The 21717-nt window shown below is 59.6% G+C and carries 22 protein-coding genes; 18 read left to right on the forward strand and 4 right to left on the reverse strand.

Features of this window, described 5'->3' with window-relative positions:
* Positions 1-170 precede the first annotated feature (170 nt).
* The 4 genes from miaB (at position 171) to UM93_RS01855 (ending at position 5178) form a co-directional block, all read left to right on the forward strand.
* Complete coding sequence (gene miaB, locus UM93_RS01840) at positions 171-1658, forward strand: tRNA (N6-isopentenyl adenosine(37)-C2)-methylthiotransferase MiaB (protein WP_045073304.1); 1488 nt, start codon at positions 171-173, stop codon at positions 1656-1658.
* Complete coding sequence (miaA, locus tag UM93_RS01845) at positions 1655-2593, forward strand: tRNA (adenosine(37)-N6)-dimethylallyltransferase MiaA (protein WP_045073306.1); 939 nt, start codon at positions 1655-1657, stop codon at positions 2591-2593. Before miaB ends, miaA begins: the two co-directional genes overlap by 4 nt.
* Before the next feature lie 9 nt (positions 2594-2602).
* Positions 2603-3541: a diaminopimelate epimerase gene (gene dapF, locus UM93_RS01850; protein WP_045073308.1), complete on the forward strand. Its 939-nt coding sequence runs from the start codon at positions 2603-2605 to the stop codon at positions 3539-3541.
* A gap of 77 nt (positions 3542-3618) precedes the next feature.
* Positions 3619-5178 (forward strand): amino acid permease, encoded by a 1560-nt coding sequence (locus tag UM93_RS01855; RefSeq protein ID WP_082056975.1) that lies wholly within the window; start codon positions 3619-3621, stop codon positions 5176-5178.
* A gap of 134 nt (positions 5179-5312) precedes the next feature.
* Here UM93_RS01855 and UM93_RS01860 read toward each other — a convergent pair whose 3' ends face one another.
* Positions 5313-5930: a class I SAM-dependent methyltransferase gene (locus UM93_RS01860; RefSeq protein WP_045073309.1), complete on the reverse strand. Its 618-nt coding sequence runs from the start codon at positions 5928-5930 to the stop codon at positions 5313-5315.
* A 29-nt stretch (positions 5931-5959) separates the two neighbouring features.
* Between UM93_RS01860 and UM93_RS01865 the strand changes: the two genes are divergently transcribed.
* The 4 genes from UM93_RS01865 (at position 5960) to UM93_RS01880 (ending at position 10903) form a co-directional block, all read left to right on the forward strand.
* Complete coding sequence (locus tag UM93_RS01865; RefSeq protein WP_045073311.1) at positions 5960-6445, forward strand: GNAT family N-acetyltransferase; 486 nt, start codon at positions 5960-5962, stop codon at positions 6443-6445.
* Positions 6446-6612: 167 nt separating this feature from the next.
* The gene (locus tag UM93_RS01870) at positions 6613-7197 is read left to right on the forward strand and encodes a GNAT family N-acetyltransferase (protein ID WP_045073312.1); all 585 of its coding nucleotides are present in this window, start codon (positions 6613-6615) and stop codon (positions 7195-7197) included.
* 101 nt (positions 7198-7298) lie between these two features.
* The gene (gene hflX / locus UM93_RS01875) at positions 7299-8861 is read left to right on the forward strand and encodes a GTPase HflX (protein WP_045076710.1); all 1563 of its coding nucleotides are present in this window, start codon (positions 7299-7301) and stop codon (positions 8859-8861) included.
* Complete coding sequence (locus tag UM93_RS01880; RefSeq protein WP_045073313.1) at positions 8858-10903, forward strand: ATP-dependent DNA helicase; 2046 nt, start codon at positions 8858-8860, stop codon at positions 10901-10903. Before hflX ends, UM93_RS01880 begins: the two co-directional genes overlap by 4 nt.
* Before the next feature lie 38 nt (positions 10904-10941).
* Here UM93_RS01880 and lexA read toward each other — a convergent pair whose 3' ends face one another.
* The gene (gene lexA / locus UM93_RS01885) at positions 10942-11670 is read right to left on the reverse strand and encodes a transcriptional repressor LexA (protein ID WP_045076711.1); all 729 of its coding nucleotides are present in this window, start codon (positions 11668-11670) and stop codon (positions 10942-10944) included.
* Between the two features lie 339 nt (positions 11671-12009).
* Between lexA and UM93_RS01890 the strand changes: the two genes are divergently transcribed.
* The 8 genes from UM93_RS01890 to UM93_RS01920 all read left to right on the forward strand — a co-directional run bounded on the left by UM93_RS01890 (position 12010) and on the right by UM93_RS01920 (position 18206).
* Positions 12010-12393: a LysM peptidoglycan-binding domain-containing protein gene (locus tag UM93_RS01890; RefSeq protein ID WP_234399359.1), complete on the forward strand. Its 384-nt coding sequence runs from the start codon at positions 12010-12012 to the stop codon at positions 12391-12393.
* 183 nt (positions 12394-12576) lie between these two features.
* On the forward strand, positions 12577-13701 hold the full coding sequence (locus UM93_RS01895) for a histidinol-phosphate transaminase (protein WP_045073315.1): 1125 nt from the start codon (positions 12577-12579) through the stop codon (positions 13699-13701).
* A 71-nt stretch (positions 13702-13772) separates the two neighbouring features.
* Positions 13773-14390: an imidazoleglycerol-phosphate dehydratase HisB gene (gene hisB, locus UM93_RS01900; protein WP_045073317.1), complete on the forward strand. Its 618-nt coding sequence runs from the start codon at positions 13773-13775 to the stop codon at positions 14388-14390.
* The gene (gene hisH, locus UM93_RS01905; RefSeq protein WP_199921797.1) at positions 14387-15064 is read left to right on the forward strand and encodes an imidazole glycerol phosphate synthase subunit HisH; all 678 of its coding nucleotides are present in this window, start codon (positions 14387-14389) and stop codon (positions 15062-15064) included. Before hisB ends, hisH begins: the two co-directional genes overlap by 4 nt.
* Entirely contained in the window at positions 15064-15216 is a 153-nt protein-coding gene (locus UM93_RS17815; RefSeq protein ID WP_199921798.1) for a hypothetical protein, read from the forward strand. Before hisH ends, UM93_RS17815 begins: the two co-directional genes overlap by 1 nt.
* A gap of 49 nt (positions 15217-15265) precedes the next feature.
* Positions 15266-16003 (forward strand): bifunctional 1-(5-phosphoribosyl)-5-((5-phosphoribosylamino)methylideneamino)imidazole-4-carboxamide isomerase/phosphoribosylanthranilate isomerase PriA, encoded by a 738-nt coding sequence (gene priA / locus UM93_RS01910; RefSeq protein WP_045073321.1) that lies wholly within the window; start codon positions 15266-15268, stop codon positions 16001-16003.
* Positions 16000-16926, forward strand: a complete 927-nt coding sequence (locus UM93_RS01915) for an SseB family protein (RefSeq protein WP_045073322.1) — start codon at positions 16000-16002, stop codon at positions 16924-16926. Before priA ends, UM93_RS01915 begins: the two co-directional genes overlap by 4 nt.
* Entirely contained in the window at positions 16923-18206 is a 1284-nt protein-coding gene (locus UM93_RS01920) for an MFS transporter (RefSeq protein WP_045073324.1), read from the forward strand. The genes UM93_RS01915 and UM93_RS01920 overlap by 4 nt, the downstream gene beginning before the upstream one ends.
* Positions 18207-18218: 12 nt before the next feature.
* Here the strand turns inward: UM93_RS01920 and UM93_RS01925 are convergent, their stop codons facing one another.
* On the reverse strand, positions 18219-19139 hold the full coding sequence (locus tag UM93_RS01925) for an NAD-dependent epimerase/dehydratase family protein (protein WP_045076713.1): 921 nt from the start codon (positions 19137-19139) through the stop codon (positions 18219-18221).
* Between the two features lie 131 nt (positions 19140-19270).
* On the opposite strand from UM93_RS01925, the gene UM93_RS01930 reads away from it, so the two are divergent.
* On the forward strand, positions 19271-19981 hold the full coding sequence (locus UM93_RS01930) for a TetR/AcrR family transcriptional regulator (RefSeq protein ID WP_045073325.1): 711 nt from the start codon (positions 19271-19273) through the stop codon (positions 19979-19981).
* 7 nt (positions 19982-19988) lie between these two features.
* On the opposite strand, the gene UM93_RS01935 is transcribed toward UM93_RS01930, so the two are convergent.
* On the reverse strand, positions 19989-20354 hold the full coding sequence (locus tag UM93_RS01935) for a DUF1844 domain-containing protein (protein WP_045073327.1): 366 nt from the start codon (positions 20352-20354) through the stop codon (positions 19989-19991).
* 314 nt (positions 20355-20668) lie between these two features.
* On the opposite strand from UM93_RS01935, the gene infC reads away from it, so the two are divergent.
* Positions 20669-21694: a translation initiation factor IF-3 gene (gene infC, locus UM93_RS01940; RefSeq protein ID WP_045073328.1), complete on the forward strand. Its 1026-nt coding sequence runs from the start codon at positions 20669-20671 to the stop codon at positions 21692-21694.
* Positions 21695-21717 lie beyond the last annotated feature (23 nt).

Raw genomic sequence — 21717 nt, forward strand, 5'->3', positions numbered from 1 at the left:
CGTTCAGGTGCCATAAGCCTCTAGACGTCTCGGGCCGCTAAGTGTTCTGGTGCCAGCGTGACTTTTTCTGGACATCTGGGCAGTGGCGGGGCGAACTGGTCTGGTGCCCGCCAGGCGGGAGTTAAGCTTAAGGGGTGACTTTAGTAGTACCCGAGGGCCAACAACAGAGTATGACACCGCAACGCACCTATCAGGTGCGTACCTACGGCTGCCAAATGAACGTGCACGATTCCGAACGAATGGCAGGGCTGCTGGAGGACAGTGGCCTGGTGAAGGCGGAGGGCGAGCTGGCCGATGTGGTGGTCTTTAACACCTGTGCGGTTCGGGAAAACGCCGATAATAAGCTCTACGGTAATCTCGGCATGCTAGCCAGTGTCAAAGAAGCCAATCCGGGGATGCAAATAGCGGTCGGTGGCTGTCTGGCGCAAAAGGATCGAGACACCATCCTGAAACGCGCGCCTTGGGTTGATGTCGTCTTCGGCACCCACAACGTTGGTGCATTACCGACTCTGCTGGAGCGCGCCAAGCATAACCAAGACGCACAATTGGAGATTCTGGAGTCCCTGGAAGTTTTTCCCTCCACCCTGCCCACCAAGCGGGACTCGGTGTATTCCGGTTGGGTTTCCATTTCGGTCGGTTGTAATAACACCTGCACCTTCTGCATTGTGCCGTCCCTACGGGGCAAAGAAAGAGACCGTCGGCCCGGCGATATTCTGGCCGAAATTCAGGCCCTGGTTGATGATGGAGCCATCGAAGTCACCCTGCTGGGCCAGAATGTGAACTCTTACGGCGTGGAATTTGGCGATCGCCAGGCCTTCAGCAAACTTTTGCGGGCTTGTGGAGAGATTCCAGGCCTGGAACGGGTCAGATTCACCAGCCCGCACCCGGCGGCGTTTACCGACGACGTGATCGAAGCCATGGCGGAGACACCCAATGTGATGCCGCAGTTACATATGCCCTTGCAGTCCGGCTCCGATAAGGTGCTCAAGGATATGCGTCGTTCCTACCGTTCCACCAAGTTTCTGGGCATCCTAGAGAAAGTTCGTGAGCGAATTCCACAGGCCGCAATCTCTACCGATATTATCGTCGGCTTCCCAGGCGAGACCGAAGAAGATTTCCAAGCCACCCTTGATGTGGTGGAGAAATCTAGATTCGCCACCGCCTTTACCTTCCAATACTCCAAACGCCCGGGCACCCCGGCGGCCGAGCTACCAGACCAACTGCCGAAAGCGGTGGTACAGGAACGCTATGAACGGCTGACCGCCCTGCAGGACCGGATATCGGCGGAAGAGAACGCTAAGCAAATCGGTCAACAGGTTGAGTTACTTGTGACCGCGGAGAGTGGCAAGAAAGCGGCCGAGACCCACCGGCTGTCAGGACGTTCTCAAGATTCCCGACTGGTTCATTTCACCGTCCCGGAAGGTGCCGAACAGCCACGACCCGGTGATCTGGTCACCGTCACAGTCACCGAGGCCGCGGCGTTCCACCTGGTTGCCGACCCTGGACCCGATACGGTTTACCAGCTCCGTCGCTCTCGGGCCGGGGACGCCTGGGACCGGGCGCAGGCCGAGTCTTGCGGTGTGCCAAGCGGCGCGGCTGCGAGCGGAGCAGCCGCTGGTCCGGTGTCGCTCGGCATGCCCAGCCTGCCGATCAGGTGAGTGGAACCGGTGCGGAACCCCGGCCGCTCCTCATCGCTGTTGTCGGTCCAACCGGCTCGGGGAAGTCTCAGCTGGGCCTGGAGCTAGCCGAGTCGCTCGGCGGCGAAATCATTAACGCTGACTCAATGCAGTTCTACCGGGGAATGGATATCGGCACCGCGAAACTGCCTGTCTCGGAACGTCGAGGCATTCCGCATTATTTGCTTGACGTGCTGGACATCCATCAAGAAGCCAGTGTTGCCCGCTTTCAGCAACAGGCCAGAGAACATATCGCCGACATTCAAGACCGTGGCCTGCATCCGATCTTGGTCGGCGGCTCCGGACTCTACGTGCGAGCCGCACTGGATGTGCTTGACTTCCCGGGCACCGACCCGGCCGTGCGGAAGCGCCTCGAAACGGAACTCGCAGCGCACGGTTCGGCGACGCTAAAGCAGCGATTGCTCGAATCAGACCCTATCTCAGCCGCTCGGATCTCCGATGATAAGCGGCTCGTCAGGGCGCTAGAAGTCCTCGAAGTGACCGGCAGACCATTCTCTTCCTTTATGCCGCAGCGTCAGTATTTCCAGCCGAGCCTGCAACTAGCTCTCAACGGTGATCGAGCAGAGTTGCATGAACGGTTGGCTCGCAGGGTCTACCAGATGCTTGAACTGGGGCTGCGCGCCGAAGTTGCGGCACTGGCCGAACGTGGGCTGCGAGAAGCCAAGACGGCATCATTGGCCCTGGGCTACCAGCAGTTCCTCAGGAACCTCGACGAGCCGTCCTACCGCGAAGAGCAGGCTACTGAAGACACCATTGTGGCCACCAGGCAGTTCGCCCGCCGTCAACTCACCTGGTTCCGGGCGGACCCCCGTGTTCAGTGGCTGAACTGGGCGGACCCGCGGCTCACGACGCGAGCCCGAGAATTAGTCCAATCAGCGCAGCTGGCCATGTCGTAGGCTGGAAGTATGAACCAACCCGAGAACATTAACGCCGAATTGCTCAACTGGTCCGGGCAGGTTTTTTCCAAAGGACATGGCACCGGCAACGACTTTGTCTTGATCGCCGATCCAGCAGGGGAGCAAGAACTCAGCGCTTCCGCCGTGGTCGCGATCTGCGACCGTCGGTTGGGGATCGGTGCTGACGGCGTAATCCGTGCGGTGAAGTCAAGCAATCTGGCCGAAGGCCGGGCGCTGACCGAAACGGCACCGGAAGCCGAATGGTTCATGGACTACCGCAACTCCGATGGCACTATCGCTGAGATGTGCGGCAATGGCGTCAGGGTCTTCGTGCAATTCTTGCTCGACGAAGGGCTGATCTCGCTGCAGCTCGGTGAGACCTTGCCGGTAGGCACCAGGGCCGGGGTGAAGTTGGTCGAGCGCACAGCCCAGGGCTTTGCCGTTGATATGGGGGTCTGGAATTTTATCTTCCCGGAACTGGCCGCCGCCCGGGGCGTTGACTCGCTGGTCACCGCAGACTCCCTGGAAGTCGCTCGGCCTGCGCTATCGATTAGTACCGGCAATGCGCACACCGTTGTGGCGCTGGCGAATCGTAGCGAACTAGATGAGCTCGAACTCTTCAAGGAGCCCATTGTCGAGCCGGCTGCTGAGCACGGCTCCAATGTGGAGTTCGCTTTGCCGGATGAGCCACTGGTCTCCGACGGGGTAGCGACTATCAGCATGCGGGTGCACGAACGCGGCTCCGGCGAAACATACTCCTGTGGCACCGGCGCCTGCGCTGCCGCTTTGGCCACCCGATTCTGGGCTGGGGAGGGTGCGCCGAATGACTGGCAAGTCAACGTTCCGGGCGGTCAGTTGCAGGTCACTTTCTTCATCGGAGCGGATGGGAAAGAGCATATTCGACTCTCCGGGCCAGCCGTCATCGTCGCGAACGGCACGTTCATCTGAGCGCTCCTCTGAGCTTGCTCCCTTTTTCTTGGGGTAATCTGTGCCTTTGACGATTTGTGTCGGAAGGAACTCACCGAATGTCAGAAGAAAAAGGCGCGTCCACTACAACTGTCGGGGGCAAGGAAGCGATTGGCAATGTCGCTCATCTTCCTGGTCACCCTTCGGAGTCCGAACTCCACGTTGAGGACGCTGGCTACCATAAGGGCCTGAAAAACCGCCAAATCCAGATGATTGCGATCGGCGGCGCGATCGGTACCGGCTTGTTCATGGGGGCCGGAGGACGCTTGGCCAGCGCTGGTCCAGCTCTGGTGCTCTGCTATGCAGTCTGCGGCTTCTTCGCCTTCATCATTTTGCGGGCGCTGGGCGAATTGGTTTTGCATCGGCCGTCCTCAGGTTCCTTTGTCTCCTATGCCCGAGAGTTCTTTGGCGAGAAAGCTGCCTTTGTCAGCGGCTGGTTGTACTGGCTGAACTGGGCGATGACTTCGATTGTGGATTCTACCGCGATCGCCCTCTACATGGGCTTCTTCGGCAAGTACTGGCAGCCGATCTCAGATGTACCGCAATGGGTCTACGCGCTGGCGGCATTGGTGATTGTGCTCGGCCTGAACCTGGTTTCGGTTAAGGTCTTCGGCGAGATGGAGTTCTGGTTTGCGTTGATCAAGGTAGTGGCTTTGGTCGCTTTCTTGGTTATCGGCCTGTATTTCGTCATCTTTGGCACGCCGGTGCCCGGCCAAGAGGTCGGATTCAGCCTGATTACCGATAACGGAGGGATCTTCCCGAACGGAATCTTGCCCGCTGTTGTGGTGATGCAAGGCGTGGTCTTCGCTTATGCCTCAATCGAGCTGATCGGCACCGCAGCCGGTGAAACTGAGAACCCAGCCAAGGTCATTCCCAAAGCGATCAATACGGTGATCTTCCGGATCGCGGTGTTCTATGTTGGCTCCCTCGTGCTGCTCTCGCTCTTGCTGCCCTACACCGCCTATAAGGCGGGGGAGAGTCCGTTCGTGACCTTCTTTAGCCACATCGGGGTGCAGGGCGTTGACGCGATTATGAACTTAGTCGTGCTAACCGCAGCGCTCTCTTCGCTCAATGCTGGCTTGTATTCGACTGGACGGATTCTGCGGTCGATGTCAATGGCTGGTTCGGCGCCGAAGTTTACCGCCCGAATGAACAAGGCCGGGGTGCCTTATGGCGGCATCGCATTGACCGCCTTTATTGGTTTGCTCGGCGTCGTGCTGAACGCCTTTGTACCTTCCGATGCTTTTGAGATTGTGCTCAATGTGGCTTCCATTGGAATTATCTCCACCTGGGCGATGATCGTGCTCTGTCAGATGCGACTCGCCGCCTGGGCAAAGAAGGGGCTGCTGATCAGGCCGTCGTTCCGGCTTTTTGGGGCACCGTACACCGGGTATTTGACCCTGTTATTCCTCTTCGGGGTGCTGGTGCTGATGGCGCTCGATTGGCCGGTTGGTAGCTATACCGTGGCATCGCTGGTGATCATTATCCCGCTGCTGATCATTGGTTGGTTTGCGTTCCGGCATCGAATCCGTGAGCTCGCCGCCGAGCGGGAGGGCTTCACCGGAGCCTATCCGGTGGTCGCCAACCGACCGAGCAGTACCAAAAAACCGAAGTCGTAGCCAGCAGACCCTCGGCCCCTACTCTCGCCTTCTACCTCTACCTTGGCCGAGTTCGCGGTTTTGTCTCGGATTCGCCAGTAATTACTGGCGAATCCGAGACAAAACCGCGAACTCACGGGGTGGGAAAGAAGGGCTTAGGCTGCGGTGCGCTGGACTTCCAGGATTCGGAAGGATTTCGCGGTGGTGTAACGACTGACCGTGAAGCCGCTGCTTGCGAAGCTCTCCGTCAACCAGCGCTGCAGCGAATCGGAGCCGAGGTTCTTCTGCACCACCAGATAAGCGCTACCGCCCGGGGACAACCGGGGCAACCATTGCTGCAGGATCTGATGAAGTACTTCTTTGCCCACTCGAATCGGTGGATTCGACCAGATGGCGTCAAAACGAAGTTCGGGGTCCAGCTGATCCGGCAGCGCCGTATGCAGATTACTCAAGCCCAGGCGTTCCGCATTCTGCCGAGTGAGGCCCAGCGCCCGTTCGTTCACGTCCACCGCGTACACCGTCGCCTCGGGGGAGAGTAGCGCTAAGCTCAGCGCAATCGGCCCCCAGCCGCAGCCAATGTCCAGCAGGTTGCCTCGCGTGGGCGGCACGGGCGCTTCGTTGAGTAGGATCGCGGTGCCCTTATCGATGCCGTCAGGGCTGAAAATCCCCGAATCAGTGCCGAGTAAGCGCTCCTCACCGAGCAGTGTGACGCGCAATTCTCGGGGCTGATGCGCGGCGGTGGGTTCGGAGCTGAAGTAATGAGAAGACATCACCGATAAGAATAGCTGCTTAGACTAGCTGGGTGATTATTCGCCAGGCCACTGATCAAGACTGGGATCAGATCTATCCGTTCTTCCGCGACATCGTCGCAGCGGGGCAGAGCTACGTCTATCCGGAAAATCTCAGTTCAGAGGAAGCTAAGCAACTCTGGATGGGGCAAGGCCGCACCGTGGTGGCGGTGGACGGTGAGACGGTGCTTGGCAGTGCCATCATGGGAGCAAATCGGGCGGGCCGTGGCGACCACCTGGCCACCGGGAGTTTCATGGTCGACCCGCAGCATAGTGGCCGCGGGGTGGGGCGGGCACTTGGTGAGCATGTGGTGCAATGGGCCCGGGATTCCGGTTTTCGAGGTATCCAGTTCAATGCGGTGGTGGAGAGCAATACCGTGGCGGTCAGGTTGTGGACTTCGCTGGGCTTCGAGGTGATCGGCACCGTGCCTGCGGCCTTCCGACATCCTGAACTCGGCTATGTCGGGCTGCACGTGATGTACCTCGCGCTGAGCGACTGAGCCGCGCCCTCAGCGGATTGCCGAGGAGTAAGGAATCCCAAATAGATCTGCTATAGTTATACGGTGAAGATTTTTCTTTAAAGGTAGCTCCCGCGTTATTGCGCGGTTGAGCCATAGATTCGAGTCCTGACGCTGTTGCGTACTCGTCTTCACCCTTTGAGGAATGCATGTCTTTTTCATCTAAAACCAATACAAATATCTCCATTCGTCATTATTCGCCCAGCGATGAGCCAAGTTGGCTGCGCTGCCGAGTGCTGAGCTTTCTCGGCAGCAGCTACTTCGATGACGTCAAAACCGCTAAGACCAGTTTCGTCAATCCGGCCCTCGAATTAGTCGCCGTCGACACTCAGACAGGCAGCCAAGTTCTCGGCTTACTGGATCTGGAAATCTTTACTGAGTTGGCGACCATTGACACCATCGCGGTCCATCCGGATTACGCCCGTCACGGTATCGCCACAGCTCTCTGGCAGCGTGCCATTGAGCTGCTTCCGGACTCGGTACAAGAGATTGACGCCTGGACTCGCGAGGATGAACCTGCCAATCGCTGGTACCGGCAGCAAGGATTCGAAGTGGACACCGAATACCTGCATGTTTACTACCAGGGTGAAGCTGCTGGTGAACGAATCAGCACTCCGCCAGGGCTTCGCCTGCGAGCGGGTTTCTTGCATGCCGAACTCCATCACGAACCCCAGCTACGAGAAGAATTCAATCGCGTGCATCATTGCCGCCGTTACCTGAGGAGGTCCTTTTGACCGATCAGCAGCACTCCGCCACGGCGCGGAAAAACAATGCCAATCAGCAGGCTGTCAGCAGCCCAGACTACGATAGAAGCCTCAGTTCCACAAAGGAGAAAATGACCACTCAGAATAATGCCGATCATCAAGCCGGAGCGGATATGTCACCGGCCGAGATTCAAGCCGTGATCGATAGAATCCTGGCCAAGGACTCAGGCGTCGAACCCGCTGAGCACGGTGTATTAGCTAGCCGCGCTCAGGCGCTGAGCGATTCTGGCCGAGAGCACGGCGAGTACGACGGCGAGCAGGAAGACCTGCAAGAACGCCGTGCCTTGCGCCGAGTAGCGGGGCTTTCCACCGAACTCGAGGACGTCACCGAGGTGGAATACCGTCAGCTCCGGCTGGAGCGGGTGGTGCTCGCTGGGCTGTGGAGTGAGGGTACCTTGGCCGATGCCGAGAACTCCTTGCGTGAGCTTGCCGCACTTGCCGAGACCGCTGGTTCCGAAGTGCTCGACGGTCTGGTGCAACGTCGGATGAAGCCAGACCCTGGGACATTCCTGGGTTCCGGAAAGGCTCTCGAACTCAAAGATGTGGTGATGGCAACCGGAGCCGATACCGTCGTGGTCGATGCCGAGCTGGCCCCGTCGCAGCGGCGTGGACTGGAAGACATTGTCAAGGTCAAGGTGATTGACCGAACTGCCTTGATCCTGGATATCTTCGCGCAGCATGCGAAATCTCGTGAAGGCAAGGCTCAAGTTGAACTAGCGCAGTTGGAGTACCTGCTGCCGCGCCTGCGCGGCTGGGGTGAGTCGATGTCCCGGCAGGCTGGCGGTCAGGTGGGTGGCGCGGGTGCCGGAATGGGATCTCGCGGACCGGGCGAAACGAAGATCGAACTTGATCGACGCCGGATTCGCACCAGAATGGCCAAGCTGCGCCGTGAAATTGCGGCGATGAAGCCCGCCCGGGAGACCAAGCGAGCCAACCGTCGTCGTACCGAGATTCCTTCGGTTGCCATCGCCGGGTACACCAACGCCGGTAAGTCCTCGATTCTGAATCGTCTCACCCAGGCCGGGGTGCTGGTGGAAAACGCGTTGTTCGCCACCCTTGACCCGACCGTGCGTAAGGCGAGCACGCCGGACGGCATTGGCTTCACGCTAGCCGATACCGTCGGTTTCGTCAGGTCGTTGCCAACTCAGTTGGTCGAGGCATTCCGATCCACCCTTGAGGAAGTGGCCGACGCTGATCTCATCCTGCATGTGGTTGATGTTTCGCACCCGGATCCGGAAGGCCAGATCGCTGCGGTGCGGGCCGTCTTCTCCGAGGTCGATGCCAGAAATATCCCGGAGATCATTGTGCTGAACAAGGCCGATGCGGCCGATCCGGAAGTGATCGAACGGCTCCGGCTGCGGGAACCTCGTTCCGTTTTGGTGTCAGCGCGCACCGGCGCTGGAATGACCGAGTTGATGGAGCAGATCAGTAGCTCTATTCCACGGCCGAATGTGCAGCTGGAGCTGTTGATTCCTTACGATCGTGGTGATCTGGTGAATAAGCTGCACCAATCGGACGCGGATATTCTTTCGCAGGAGCATCGGGAGACTGGGACCTGGTTGCGGGTCAAGGTTCGCGAGGGCCTCGCCGCCGAACTCGCACCATTCCGGGAAGGACCACAGCCTGCCGCATGACTGAACAGCTAGAGGCAGCCTCAACGACCAGCAAAGAAGAGCTAGCGCTCAGCTTGCTCGATGCCGCAGTGGCCGCGATGGGCGGGCAGCAACGTCCTGGGCAACACGAGATGGTCCGGCAAGTGGTTCGCTCGATTGAATCGGGCGACCATTTGCTGGTCCAGGCCGGGACTGGAACCGGAAAGTCGTTGGCTTATCTGATTCCGTTGATCGTGCATGCTCTGGAAAGCGACCGGCCATCGTTGGTGGCTACCGCCACCTTGGCCTTGCAGGCGCAAATCGTTGGCCGTGATCTGCCCAGGCTGCTGGCCGCGATTGAGCCTGAGCTGGGTCGCAAGATTGATGTGGCGCTGGTCAAAGGGCGTGGCAACTATCTTTGCAAGCACAAGGTTTCGGGTGGTTTTCCCACCGATGAACCGCAAGAGGGGCAGCTCTTTGCGCTCGGTGAGGACACCGCGGTCATGCACCTACCCGGTACCGGACCCAGCACGGCTCTGGGCCGAGAGGTAGTGCGGCTTCGTGATTGGGCCGAGGAAACTAGCACCGGCGATCGGGACGAGCTGAATCCGGGGGTGACTGATCGGGCCTGGCGGCAGGTTTCGGTCACCGCGGTGGAGTGCTTGGGCTCGCAGAAGTGCCCGGTGGCCACCGAATGCTTTAGCGAGCTGGCCCGGGCGCGCGGCGCAACCGCCGATCTGGTGGTAACCAATCATGCGATGCTGGCGATTAGTGCCTTTGAGGGGCTGGCGGTGCTGCCAGAGTACGACGTTGTGGTGGTGGACGAAGCACACGAGTTAGCTGATCGGGTCACCGGGGCAGTGACCGGTCAACTCTCGGCGACGATGGTCAACATTGCGGCGAGTGCGGCCCGTAAGCACACCGCAATTAGTGTCGATGACCTGAATGCTGCCGCCGCCGCGCTGGAAGCGGTGTTGAGCGGCGTCGCTGAAGGCTGGTTGCCGGAGGGAATTAATGAGCAGCAGGCCGAGGCAGTTTCCATGGTCCGCGAAGCCGCGCGAGTGGCGCTTTCCGATTCAAAAGGTGATTCCTCGCAAGTGGCCGACGGTGGCCGTCAGATGGCCAGATCACGTTTGCTGGTCATCTTGGAATTGTCCGAGCGTTTGCTTGCCTCGGCCGAGTCCGGTGAGGTGGTTTGGCTGTCCAGGCCGGGAGTTTTTGACCCGCAAAAAGGCTATGCTGCGGCTGATCCCACCGCCCCTGCTGTCTTGAATATCGCTCCGCTGAGCGTAGCAATGAAATTGCGGGACGGCCTTTTCGCCGAGCACACAGCTATTCTGACCTCGGCCACGTTGGCTATCGGGGCTGCGTTTGAGCCTACCGCCGCTGGATTGGGCTTGCTGGGCGCTGGGGCGCCCAGCTGGACCGGAGCCGATGTCGGCAGTCCTTTCGACTACACCAAACAGGGCATGCTTTACGTGGCAGCACATCTTGAGAAACCCGGTCGTGGTAATTCACCAGAGCAACTCAACGAACTCGAAGCGCTCCTCAAAGCTTCTGGCGGTGGTGCGCTTTGTCTCTTCTCCTCGCGACGAGCCGCCGAAGACGCGGCGGACGAGCTGCGTTCCCGCTTGGATTTGAGCATTTTGTGTCAGGGCGAATCATCAATGGCGGCGCTCATTAAACAGTTCGAAGCTGAGCCAGATACCTGCCTCTTCGGGACTATGTCACTGTGGCAAGGTGTTGATGTGCAGGGCTCATCTTGTCGTATGGTGGTGATTGACCGGATCCCGTTCCCGCGTCCCGATGATCCGCTCATGACAGCGCGAACTCGCGCGGTGGCTCGGTCTGGCGGCAATGGATTTATGAGCGTTTCCGCAACCCAGGCGGCGATCAAGCTGGCGCAAGGGGCGGGGCGGTTGATTCGCTCTTCAGCGGACCGGGGTGTGGTGGCCGTGCTAGATTCACGACTTGCCACCGCCCGCTATGGCGGTTTTCTGCGCGCCGCCTTGCCTCCTTTTTGGGCGACAACTGATCGGAAGGTCGCAATAGCCGCTTTGCAACGGCTGGCTTCGAAAGCTTAAGCCAACCTGGTTCAGTCTAGGCGTGACAAATCGAAGCTTTAGAGTGCCCGCAGCACGGTGACGACCTTGCCCATAATGGTGGCGTGATCGCCGAGAATAGGCTCATACTGGGTGTTTTGCGGTAGCAGCCAAGTGTGACCGTCGCGCTGCCGGAAAGTTTTTACGGTCGATTCATCATCAAGTAGCGCGGCCACGATATCGCCGTTCACCGCGTCATTCTGCCGGCGCACCACTACCCAGTCGCCATCGCAAATAGCTGCATCGATCATCGAGTCGCCGACCACTTTGAGCATGAACAATTCGCCGTGTCCGACCAACTGTCGAGGCAGTGGCATCACGTCCTCGACTACCTGGTCGGCCAGGATCGGGCCACCCGCGGCGATCCGACCGACCAACGGAACCATCGCGGTGTCTTGCGCGCTAGCCAGCTGAGCAACGTTGAGACCGCTGGCGCTACGCAGCTTCGCGGTGTCCGCAACACCCTCGATTTCGGTGTCTTCATCGCCCAGGGTGAGGGGAATCAGTACCTCCATGGCGCGCGGTCGCTTCGGATCGCGACGCAAATACCCCTGCTTCTCCAATTGGGAGAGCTGATGCGTGACGCTAGAGAGACTCGCCAAGCCAACCACATCACCGATCTCACGCATCGACGGCGGGTAGCCATTGCTGGTGATGGAACGCTGGATACATTCCAGAATCTTCTTCTGCCGCATTGAAAGGCCTTTCAACCCGCTACGGCGAACCAGCCCACGGTCCGGCTGCTCCATTGCATCCGCTGAGTGATCTGTCATCGGTAAGTCCTTTCACGCTTGCAGCATCGCTGTTTGGCCGGGTTTTCCCGGGGTCTGCCAGCAATCCAGCAATACTGTCGGTGCTCGATGATGGACTCAATTCATGAACAGCATCGAACGCGAAACACCACTTGAATCTGGCTCAAGGCTAGGCGAGTGGCCGAGATATTTCAAACATATGTTCTAGCGAGTCTTGGCAACCATCGATCATTCGTGCTAAAAATGAAGAAGCAAATTCGAAAACATGTTCTACTCGAAGCTGGTTTGGCTCAAAGAGTAGAAGGTTTTCGAAACAACGAAAGAAAGGGCAGGGCAATGGCAAGCGGAATCGTAGCTGGCAGTGCAATGTCAACAATCACTCTTAAGTCCCACCGTAAAGCAGCTCGAGTTACCTCCTCGGGCCTAAAGCTGACTCGACGCGGTCGGTTTTTATTGCTCGGCCTGCCGTTGATGTTACTTGCGGTGGCCGCCTTGGTACTGGTGGGAATCGTCACTTCCTCGGCGCAGGCTGCAACTGGTACAACTGGCGCCGGTGCGACTCAGGTCACCGTGCAGGCCGGGGAGTCCATCTGGTCAATCGCTGCCGCTAATAGCAGCAACCGCGACCCTCGTGATGTGGTCGCCGAGATCGTGCAGCTCAATGACTTGAAGACCTCAGTGCTACAGCCAGGCCAGCAAATCTTCGTGCCGACTCACTAATTCATTGATTCACTAATTCGTCAGCTCGCTAATTGCGCTGTCATCTGGATCCTCCCGGCATTGGTAGATCGGTCCGGCCCACAATGACGAGACCCGCAATGACGAAGCACTGCGAAAGTGAGTTCTGACACTTCTGTGACGGTCTCGATTAGCTTCCTGGCGCACTGGGCTTAAAATCGAGAAGTGAGTCAAGAAACCCAAGCAGCACGTCTTGAACGGCTAGCGCGCCTGCCGTTACGAGATAACCTGCGCGGCCTCAAACCCTATGGAGCCCCCCAGCTCGACGCTCCGGTGCTACTAAATGTCAATGAGAACACCCATGGGGTGCCGAGTGATGCTCGAAGGGCCATTATGCGAGCGGTGGAACGCTCGCTCACCGAGCTAAACCGATATCCAGATCGAGAATTCACCGAGTTACGTGAGTCCTTGGCCCGTTACCTGGGTCATGGCCTGAGCGCCGATAACATTTGGGCTGCCAATGGCTCCAATGAAGTTCTGCAACAAATTCTGCAAGCTTTCGGCGGCCCAGCTCGCACGGTGCTGAGTTTTCCACCAACCTATTCGATGTACCCCCTGCTGGCTAGTGGTACGAACACCGAATATCTCAGTGGCGAACGAGCGTCGGACTTCTCGCTGAGCGCGGTCTCTGCCGCTGAGCAAGTGGCGGCTGCCGCTCCTCAGCTAGTCATTCTTTGCTCACCCAATAATCCCACTGGCACCGCTCTTGACCTGGAAGTGGTTCGCGCGGTCTATCAGGCGAGCGAAGCCGCGCAAAGCATCGTGATAGTTGACGAAGCTTATGCCGAGTTCGCCCATCCGGGCACGCCCAGTGCACTGACTCTACTGCCTGGGCGTGAACGGCTGATTGTTTCGCGCACCATGTCGAAGGCTTTCGCCTTGGCCGGGGCCAGGCTAGGGTACTTGGCGGCTGCCCCGGAAGTCACCGATGCACTCCGCTTGGTGAGACTGCCCTACCACCTCTCCGCACTGACCCAGGCCACCGCGGTAGCCGCATTAGAGCACTCCGAATCCTTGCAAGCTAATGTCGAAGACATTAAGCGGCAACGAGACCGCATTGTTGACGGGCTGCGCGCCCTGGGCCTGCAGCCAGCCCCTTCGGATGCGAATTTCGTTTTTTTCAGCGGCGTCCAGAACCCCGGGAAAATATGGCAAGGACTGCTTGACGCCGGTGTGCTTATCCGCGATGTCGGTATTCCGGGCAGTTTGCGAGTGACCGCCGGAACAGAGCAGGAGACCACCGCTTTTCTAGAGAATATGGAGCGCTTACTCGCAGCGGAAGGACGCTGAGCCCCATCAGCCGACCGGATTCCCTAGACTTGACATAGTCAGTGCGACGTATCAGCAAACAAAGGACATTGATGAGTAGCAAACCCCTGGCCGCGCGCACCGCACGACTGGAGCGGAGCACCTCCGAATCTTCGGTGCTGGTCGAGGTGAACCTCGATGGCACCGGAGCCTCCCAGATCAGCACCAGCGTGCCCTTTTACGATCACATGCTGACCGCACTGGCTAAGCATTCGCTGATTGATCTCACCGTGCAGGCCACCGGTGATACCCATATTGACGTCCACCACACCGTTGAGGACGTCGCCATCACTTTCGGCGAGGTTCTGCGCACCGCGCTGGGCAATAAGGCCGGTATCCGCCGTTTCGGTGAGGCCACCGTGCCTTTGGATGAGGCACTCGCGCAGGCCGTGGTTGACGTTTCGGGCCGCCCGTACTTGGTGCACGGCGGTGAGCCGGAAGGGCAGGAGTATCACCTGATCGGTGGTCATTTCACCGGCTCATTGACCAGGCATGTCTTTGAGGCGATCACGCTGCATGCCCAGATCTGCTTGCATATGAGGGTACTGGCTGGCCGGGATCCGCATCATATCGTTGAGGCACAGTTCAAGGCTTTCGCTCGGGCCTTGCGGGCTGCGGTGGAATCAGACCCTCGGGTGGAAGGCGTTCCTTCCACCAAGGGGCTGCTGTGAAGCCGACAGTCACTGTTCTGGACTACGGCTCGGGGAACGTGCGTTCTGCGGTGCGATCGCTTGAGCGGGCCGGGGCCGAGGTCAAACTCAGCGCTCAAGCCGTCGATGTGCTGGAAGCCGATGGTTTAGTGGTACCCGGAGTAGGTGCTTTCCAGACCGTAATGGATGAACTGAAACAAGTCGATGCGATCAGGATGATCGGCAGGCGGGTGGCGGGCGGACGTCCGGTGCTCGCTATTTGCGTGGGCCTGCAGATCCTCTTTGAGGCCGGTGTGGAGCACGGGGTGCGCACCGAAGGAATGGCCGAGTGGCCTGGCGTCGTCGAACAGCTTCCGGCGGAGGTGCTGCCCCATATGGGCTGGAACACCGTCCAGGTGCCGAGCGGTAGCGTGCTCTTTGAAGGCGTCGCCCAGGAACGGTTTTACTTTGTGCATTCCTACGCGGTGCAGAACTGGGATTTCGATGTCAGCCAACCAAAAATGCGGCCGCCGCTGGTGACCTGGAGTGAACACGGCAGCAAGTTCATTGCCGCGGTCGAGAACGGACCTCTGAGCGCTACCCAGTTCCACCCCGAAAAGTCTGGCGATGCCGGAGCCAGGTTATTGCGCAACTGGGTGAACTCCCTGCCCAAGAGCCGCCCCCAGCGCTCAACCAACGGAACGGAGGCAAGCTAATGGTTTCCATTCTGCTGATGGGCCTCGGTGGCTTGCTGATCGGTGGCGCGATAGCCTTCTGGCAACAGAAGACGCCGCGTTGGATTCCCATTGCCTTTGGCGTGCTGGCCGTTTTGGCGCTACTTGGCGCCTACCTTTTCACCCTTTCCTAGACCGGCGCCCGTCGACTACTAATCGTTTCACCAACTAAGGACTGACTAGATGAGCATTCTTGAGCTACTGCCCGCCGTAGATGTCGCCGATGGCCAGGCAGTACGCCTGGTGCAGGGCGAAGCAGGCAGTGAGACTGCTTACGGTGCGCCGCTCGACGCCGCGCTGGCCTGGCAGCAAGATGGCGCCGAATGGGTGCATCTGGTGGATCTGGACGCTGCTTTTGGTCGTGGCTCGAACTTGCCGTTGCTGCGTGAAGTGGTTTCAGCTTTGCAGGTGAAAGTCGAGCTCTCCGGTGGCATCCGTGACGACGCCTCCTTGGAAGGCGCCCTGGAGCTGGGGGCTGAGCGGGTCAACTTAGGCACTGCGGCGCTTGAAGACCCGGAGTGGACCGCTCGTGCAATCGCGCGATTCGGTGACAAAATCGCCGTTGGTCTTGACGTTCGCGGTACCACCTTGGCGGCTCGTGGCTGGACCCGTGAGGGCGGTGACCTCTGGGAGGTGCTGGCCAGGCTCGAAGACGCGGGCTGCGCACGTTATGTGGTGACCGATGTGACCAAGGATGGCACGCTGCGCGGGCCGAACCTGGAATTGCTCGGGGAGATGCTGCAACGAACCAATAAGCCGGTGGTGGCTTCCGGTGGCATTTCCAGCTTGGAAGATCTGCGTCAACTGCGCACCCTGGTGCCGCTCGGCTTGGAAGGTGCGATTGTTGGTAAGGCGCTTTACGCTGGCGCCTTCACGCTGCCCGAAGCGCTTGAGGTGGCTGGCCGCCGCCAACCGCTATGAGTGGCTCACCTTCGCGAGATCTGCCAGCCCACATCGCAGCCGCACTGCAGGGTGCGGGCGGTGCAGCTGATAGTGCAGGTCGGGCTTGGCAGGGCAGAGATTTAAGCGGTGAATATCACCAGTTCGACGGCGATGACGGTGTTGCGGACCCGATGCTCAGCGCAGCCCTGACTGCCCTTGCTGACGGCTTGGGGGATGAATCAGCGGTGATTGCGAGTCTGAGTCAGGCTCGTCTATTCGTGCCGGTTATTGCCGAATTGACTGCCGCCGCCACAGGCTCGCACGGGGTCGCCGCCGATAAAGAGTCTGAGATGGCGTTAGTGAGCTTGGCAGCACCCGACGGGCGTCGCGCGCTGCCGGCCTTCAGCAGCATTGAACGCTTGCAGAACTGGCACCCGCAGGCCCGTCCGGTGGCGGTTTTTGCGCCACGGCTCGCGCTCTCAGCGGTCGCCGAGGAGGCCCAACTGCTAGTGATCGATCCGGCGGCCGAGCTGACGTTCGTGGTACGCCGGCCCGCGATGTGGGCACTTGCTCAGCAGCGTCAGTGGTTGCCGAGCTATCAGGATGCTGAACTAGCCGAGCGAATCCGAGGCATTGTGACTACCGAGGCGGCACAGTTCGGTCAGCACTCGACAGTACCCGGAGCTGCGGTGCGCTTGCATGGTGTAGAGATGATGCCCGGCAGCGGCATTCGCAGCAGGCTAAACGCTGGTGCGGCCGGGGGAGCAATAGTGAATGGCGGCGGTGGCGGACCGGAATTGCGATTAGTCTTCCTGCTCGAAGCCGGCTTGAGTGAGCAGCAGCTGAATCAGCTGCTGAGTCGTGTGCAGGGCAGCCTAGCGGCGGACGAAGTCTTCGCCGAGCGGGTCGACTCATTAGAAATAAGTATCCAGAGCATTGAAAGTGAGGATGGGTCGGAGTGAATTTTCGACAGTACGGGCACCTGCTGAGAGTACCTGCGCTGCGTAAGTTGCTCTTGGTGGCCATGCTGGCCCGAATCCCGCACTCAGCTTCGGCTGTGGTACTTACCTTGCACGTGGTGAATACCTTGGGCTTGGGTTATGCGGCTGCGGGCGGAGTTGGTGCCGCGGTGACCGTGGGCATCGCCTTCGGCGGACCATGGCGTGGCCGGTTGGTTGATATCAAAGGCCTACGGCGAGCGATGGTGCCCTCAATTATTGGTGAGGTCACGGTCTGGACGGTTGCGCCTTTCCTGAACTACCAATTATTACTGATTGCGGCCATTATCGGCGGGGCGCTGGCGGTGCCGATTTTCAGCGTGGTGCGCCAAGCACTCGGCGTGATGGTTTCTACCAAGCATCGGCGCACCGCCTATGCCTTGGACTCAATCGGTGCGGAACTTACCTTCATGATCGGCCCCGCCGCGGGTGTCGCGCTGGCCACGGTGAATACCGTAGCCGCGATGATCATTATCGGGGCAGCGTCCTCGCTTGCTGGGTTACTTCTGTTTTGGTTCAATCCGCCGACTCGGAGCGGCCAGCCGGGGAGTTACCAGGGCGATGTCGAAGATGCGCTGGAGTCCTTCGAAGAACTCGCCCCGAACGAGGCAGCCAGCAGCACCTCTTCCACCGGCACCAGCCCGCTGAGCCGGTTATCGGGACGACTTCGAGGACAACTGAGCTGGATCACCATCGCGGTGCTGGCGGTGCTGGCCGCCTCGGTCGGGGTGGGGATGACTCTCACTGGCACCGATGTCGGTATTGTTGCGGTGCTGCGTGAGCATGATCAGCAGTCCCAGATCGGCATTGTCTTCATCTTCTGGTGTGCCGCCTCAATCGTGGGTGGACTGATTTACGGTTCGCTGCATCGCAAGGTGAACCCGCTCTGGCTGCTGGCCGTGATGGCACTTCTGACGGTGCCAATGGGCTTCGCCACCGAAACCTGGGCGCTTGCCCTGCTGAGCATTCCGGCCGGCCTGTTGTGCGCCCCGGTGCTCTCCGCTAGTTCTGAGTGGGTGGCCAATTTAGTACCGGAGGCACGACGCGGTGAGGCAATGGGCTGGTACGGCTCGGCGATCACCCTGGGCAGCGCCATTGGGGCGCCGCTCGCCGGGGCGGCGATAGACGCTGTCGGTCCCTGGGGTGGTTTTGCCGCGGTCGGGGTGATCTCGACATTGCTCGCTGTGGTGGGGCTCAGCGCGCAGTGGCTGCGGCGTCGCCGGGGGAGCGTCGAAGCATACTGAAAGGGTCGAGACTCAGTTGCTCCGAATCGAGTCAAGCGTGGTTACTAAGGCTTGCTCGAAGGGTGTTGCCGGTAGGTCGAATCGGGATTCGGTTTCAGTTGAGTCCGCAATGAATTCGTGGGTGAACTGATAGCTGCTGGCCGCCACCTCCCGCATTCTGGGGTTGAAGAGACCCAGGCCACGGAGCAGCCAGCCTGGGATGGGGCTTAGCTTTCCGCGTCGACCTGAGATCTCGGCGACCTGATCGGCGATGCTATTGCGGCTGTCATGGCTGGCGTGCGGGGTCACCCAGGCGCGACCGAAGGCGTCCTCATCCCGAGCCACGGCCACCAGAGTCCTGGCGATATCCGGAAGAAAAGCCCAGCTGTGCTTCAGTGCCGGGTTCCCCACTACCTGCGCTGTTTTACCGGCGAGCAGCGGGCCGAAGAAACGATCGCCCAAATGTGCGTTCTCACCAGCGCCCGGGCCGAAGTAGTCGCTGGCTCTGACCTCTGCAGCCTGAATCTCGCCGCGCTCGTGAGCATGTAACATCTCCAACCAGAGATCGGCGCGGATTTGCCCCTTAGTGTCCTCGGGGTGGAAAGGAGTCTGCGCAGTCATTGGACCACTCGGAATGCCATGTGGGTAGAGGTTGCCCATCAACACCAAGCGGGCCCCGGTTGAGCGGGCGGCGGCAATAGCTGCCCGGCCAATTGGCGGCCATTCCGCGGCCCAGGTGTGATACGGCGGGTTGGTGCAGATGAAAAGAGTTTCAGCGCCTTTGACTGCCTCGCTCAGGGCTTGCCCGTCCGAACCATCGACGACCACCGCTTTGCTGCCCGCGAGCTGAGTGCCCCGTCGGCTACCGACCGTGACCTGATCTCCAGCGCTGCTGAGTTGGCGCGCCAGTTCAGCGCCGATCAGTCCAGCTCCGAGTATGAATTGTTGTGCCATGATGCCTCCGTTAGCGATGAAAAGGTTTGAGAGAGCAGTGCTCTCGAATTGAGAATAGACTGCTTCATTGTGAAAAGCAAGAGCACCGCTCACATTTGTCACCAGCGCTCTCTTTCTGTCAAAATGGAGTGATGGAAGAGCAGCGGAATCAGCAGATCTCGGTACGGGGTACCAGGGCGCGCGCTAGGGAGCAGGTGCTTGCCGATATCGTGCAACTGGCCGAGGTGCAACTGCGGGACCGGGGAGCCTCGGAGCTCTCGCTTCGGGCGATCGCTCGCGAATTAGGTATGGTTTCGTCAGCGATCTATCGATATTTTCCTAGCGCGGAAGCCCTCTTGACCGCCCTGATCATCAGGGCGTACCAGGACATCGGCGATGCCGCTGAGCAAGCTCTTCGGGCGGCAACTGATCAGCCGGCGCTGGAACAGTACCTGGCGATCTGTCACGGCTGTCGGGACTGGGCGCTGGCAAATCCTCATCGCTATGCGCTGATTTATGGCTCTCCAGTGCCTGGCTATGCCGCCCCCAGGGACACTGTTGAACCGGCCACCAAGGTCGGCCGACTATTGATTTCGGTGGCTGAGATGGACCGAAGTGCGCCGTCGTTTTCTGCTGCAGCGCAGTGGCCAGCTGAGCGGGATAGCCTGCAGAGTAGGCTCTCGGAACTCTTTGACGCTGAACTCGATGGAGATCAAATTGCCATTGGAGTCGCTGGCTGGAGCCATCTTTTCGGCTTACTGAGTTTCGAGTTATTCGGGCACTTCGTCGGCTCGGTCAAGGACAATCGCAGTTACTTTGATGCCGTGATGCGACATTGGGCCAAACAGCTAGGCCTAGCCTAGCAAGAGTTTAGTTGACTGGTCCGGTGAATTTCTCCCCGGGCCCTTGGCCGGGTGCATCCGGCAGGGTGGACGCTTCACGGAAGGCGAGTTGCAGGGAGCGCAGACCGTCCCGCAAGGGTCCAGCGTGTTGGCTGCCAATTTCGGGTGCGGCAGCAGTGACGAAACCGGCCAGGGCGGTGATCAGCTTGCGGGCTTCATCGAGATCCTTGAGGGATTCCGCTTCGGGGCCTTCGGCTAGGCCAACCTTGACGGCGGCGGCGCTCATGAGGTGCACGGCGGCGGTGTTAATGACTTCAATCGCTGGCACTTCGGCAATATCGCGGATCACTGCCGCTTGCTGATCGGGGGCCAGATTATCCTCAGAGGTACTCATACTGCTAAGCTTGTCATAGACCGGCTGGAAGTCGTTATTTTTTTGCGTCCAACTGAACGTTGGAGCATTAGTGGCGATAACCGGCTAGCAAGCGGAGTTCTCTCCCACCTGTCGACCCGAATAGCTGTAGAAGCCGGAGTTACCAGGTATAGGTCGACCGTCCAGGTCACTGGTTCTGTCGTATCTTTGAGGCCTTCGATTGCACCGGCAATCGGAGGCCTTCTCTGTATGTCCGGTGTCTTAGCCGTAAAAGACATAATCAGGAGTAACACATTAGCGAGCCACGAATCAATGATCGAATCCGCGTCCCGGAGGTGCGGTTGGTTGGACCAGCTGGCGAACAGGTCGGCATTGTCCGTATTGAGGATGCCCTGCGTCTAGCCGCTGAGTCGGATCTAGATCTTGTAGAGGTTGCACCGATGGCCAAGCCACCGGTCGCTAAACTTATGGATTTTGGTAAGTACAAGTACGAAGCCGCCGTCAAGGCGCGCGAGGCCCGGAAGAACCAGACTAATACGGTTCTGAAGGAAATCCGCTTCCGCCTTAAGATCGACAAGCACGATTACGAGACGAAGACCGGTCATGCGCTGCGCTTCTTGGGTGCGGGCGATAAGGTCAAGGCGATGATCCAGTTCCGTGGTCGCGAGCAGCAGCGTCCGGAAATGGGCATTCGACTGTTGCAGCGATTCGCCGAAGACGTGGCCGAGGTCGGCGTGGTGGAGTCCACCCCGCGGATTGACGGTCGCAATATGGTCATGGTGATTGGCCCCTTGAAGAACAAGGCCGAGGCTAAAGCAGAGGCTCGTCGAGCCGCTCAGCGAGCCGAGGCTAAGGCGGCTAATGAGGCAAAGGCCAGGATTGACGTCGACGGCTCAGCTCCGATGACGCAGAGCCTAGGCGATTTGCTGCCTGAGGCACTGAAGTCCCAGACCGAAGCCGCTGCGGCTGTCGAGCCGGAAAGCGAGACGCCGGAAGGCAGCCAGCCGGAAAGCAGCGACGCCGCAACGCCGGTTGAGCCGTCAGAAGCGGTCGTTGAGGCGCCTGTCGAGGAAAAGCCAGCTGCAAAGCCCGTGGCGAAACCAGCCGCTAAGCCCAGTGCAGCAGCAAAACCTGCAGCAGCAAAGCCAGCTGCCGCTAAGCCTGCTGCCGCTAAGTCAGCTGCAAAGCCGAGCGCGGCCAAGCCCAGCGCGGCCAAGCCCAGCGCGGCCAAGCCCAGCGCGGCCAAGCCCAGCGCGGCCAAGCCCAGTGCAGCAGCGAAACCTGCTGCCGCCAAGCCAGCTGCCCCGCGCAGCACCGCCAAGCCGGCAGCCAGCCGGAATAGCAAAGATTCCACCGAATAGTTAGAACTCAAGCTTCGCCGGTG

Origin of the sequence: Psychromicrobium lacuslunae, from assembly GCF_000950575.1 — a bacterium.
GTDB lineage: Bacteria > Actinomycetota > Actinomycetes > Actinomycetales > Micrococcaceae > Renibacterium > Renibacterium lacuslunae.

Coding starts and splice junctions, on each gene's coding strand:
- UM93_RS01925 (WP_045076713.1), bottom strand. CDS start 19,139: ATGGCACAACAATTCATACTCGGAGCTGGACTGATCGGCGCTGAACTG.
- UM93_RS17815 (WP_199921798.1), top strand. CDS start 15,064: ATGGTTTCCATTCTGCTGATGGGCCTCGGTGGCTTGCTGATCGGTGGC.
- UM93_RS01855 (WP_082056975.1), top strand. CDS start 3,619: ATGTCAGAAGAAAAAGGCGCGTCCACTACAACTGTCGGGGGCAAGGAA.
- hflX (WP_045076710.1), top strand. CDS start 7,299: ATGACCACTCAGAATAATGCCGATCATCAAGCCGGAGCGGATATGTCA.
- hisB (WP_045073317.1), top strand. CDS start 13,773: ATGAGTAGCAAACCCCTGGCCGCGCGCACCGCACGACTGGAGCGGAGC.
- miaB (WP_045073304.1), top strand. CDS start 171: ATGACACCGCAACGCACCTATCAGGTGCGTACCTACGGCTGCCAAATG.
- UM93_RS01870 (WP_045073312.1), top strand. CDS start 6,613: ATGTCTTTTTCATCTAAAACCAATACAAATATCTCCATTCGTCATTAT.
- UM93_RS01890 (WP_234399359.1), top strand. CDS start 12,010: ATGGCAAGCGGAATCGTAGCTGGCAGTGCAATGTCAACAATCACTCTT.
- dapF (WP_045073308.1), top strand. CDS start 2,603: ATGAACCAACCCGAGAACATTAACGCCGAATTGCTCAACTGGTCCGGG.
- lexA (WP_045076711.1), bottom strand. CDS start 11,670: ATGGAGCAGCCGGACCGTGGGCTGGTTCGCCGTAGCGGGTTGAAAGGC.
- priA (WP_045073321.1), top strand. CDS start 15,266: ATGAGCATTCTTGAGCTACTGCCCGCCGTAGATGTCGCCGATGGCCAG.
- UM93_RS01880 (WP_045073313.1), top strand. CDS start 8,858: ATGACTGAACAGCTAGAGGCAGCCTCAACGACCAGCAAAGAAGAGCTA.
- UM93_RS01935 (WP_045073327.1), bottom strand. CDS start 20,354: ATGAGTACCTCTGAGGATAATCTGGCCCCCGATCAGCAAGCGGCAGTG.
- UM93_RS01915 (WP_045073322.1), top strand. CDS start 16,000: ATGAGTGGCTCACCTTCGCGAGATCTGCCAGCCCACATCGCAGCCGCA.
- UM93_RS01930 (WP_045073325.1), top strand. CDS start 19,271: ATGGAAGAGCAGCGGAATCAGCAGATCTCGGTACGGGGTACCAGGGCG.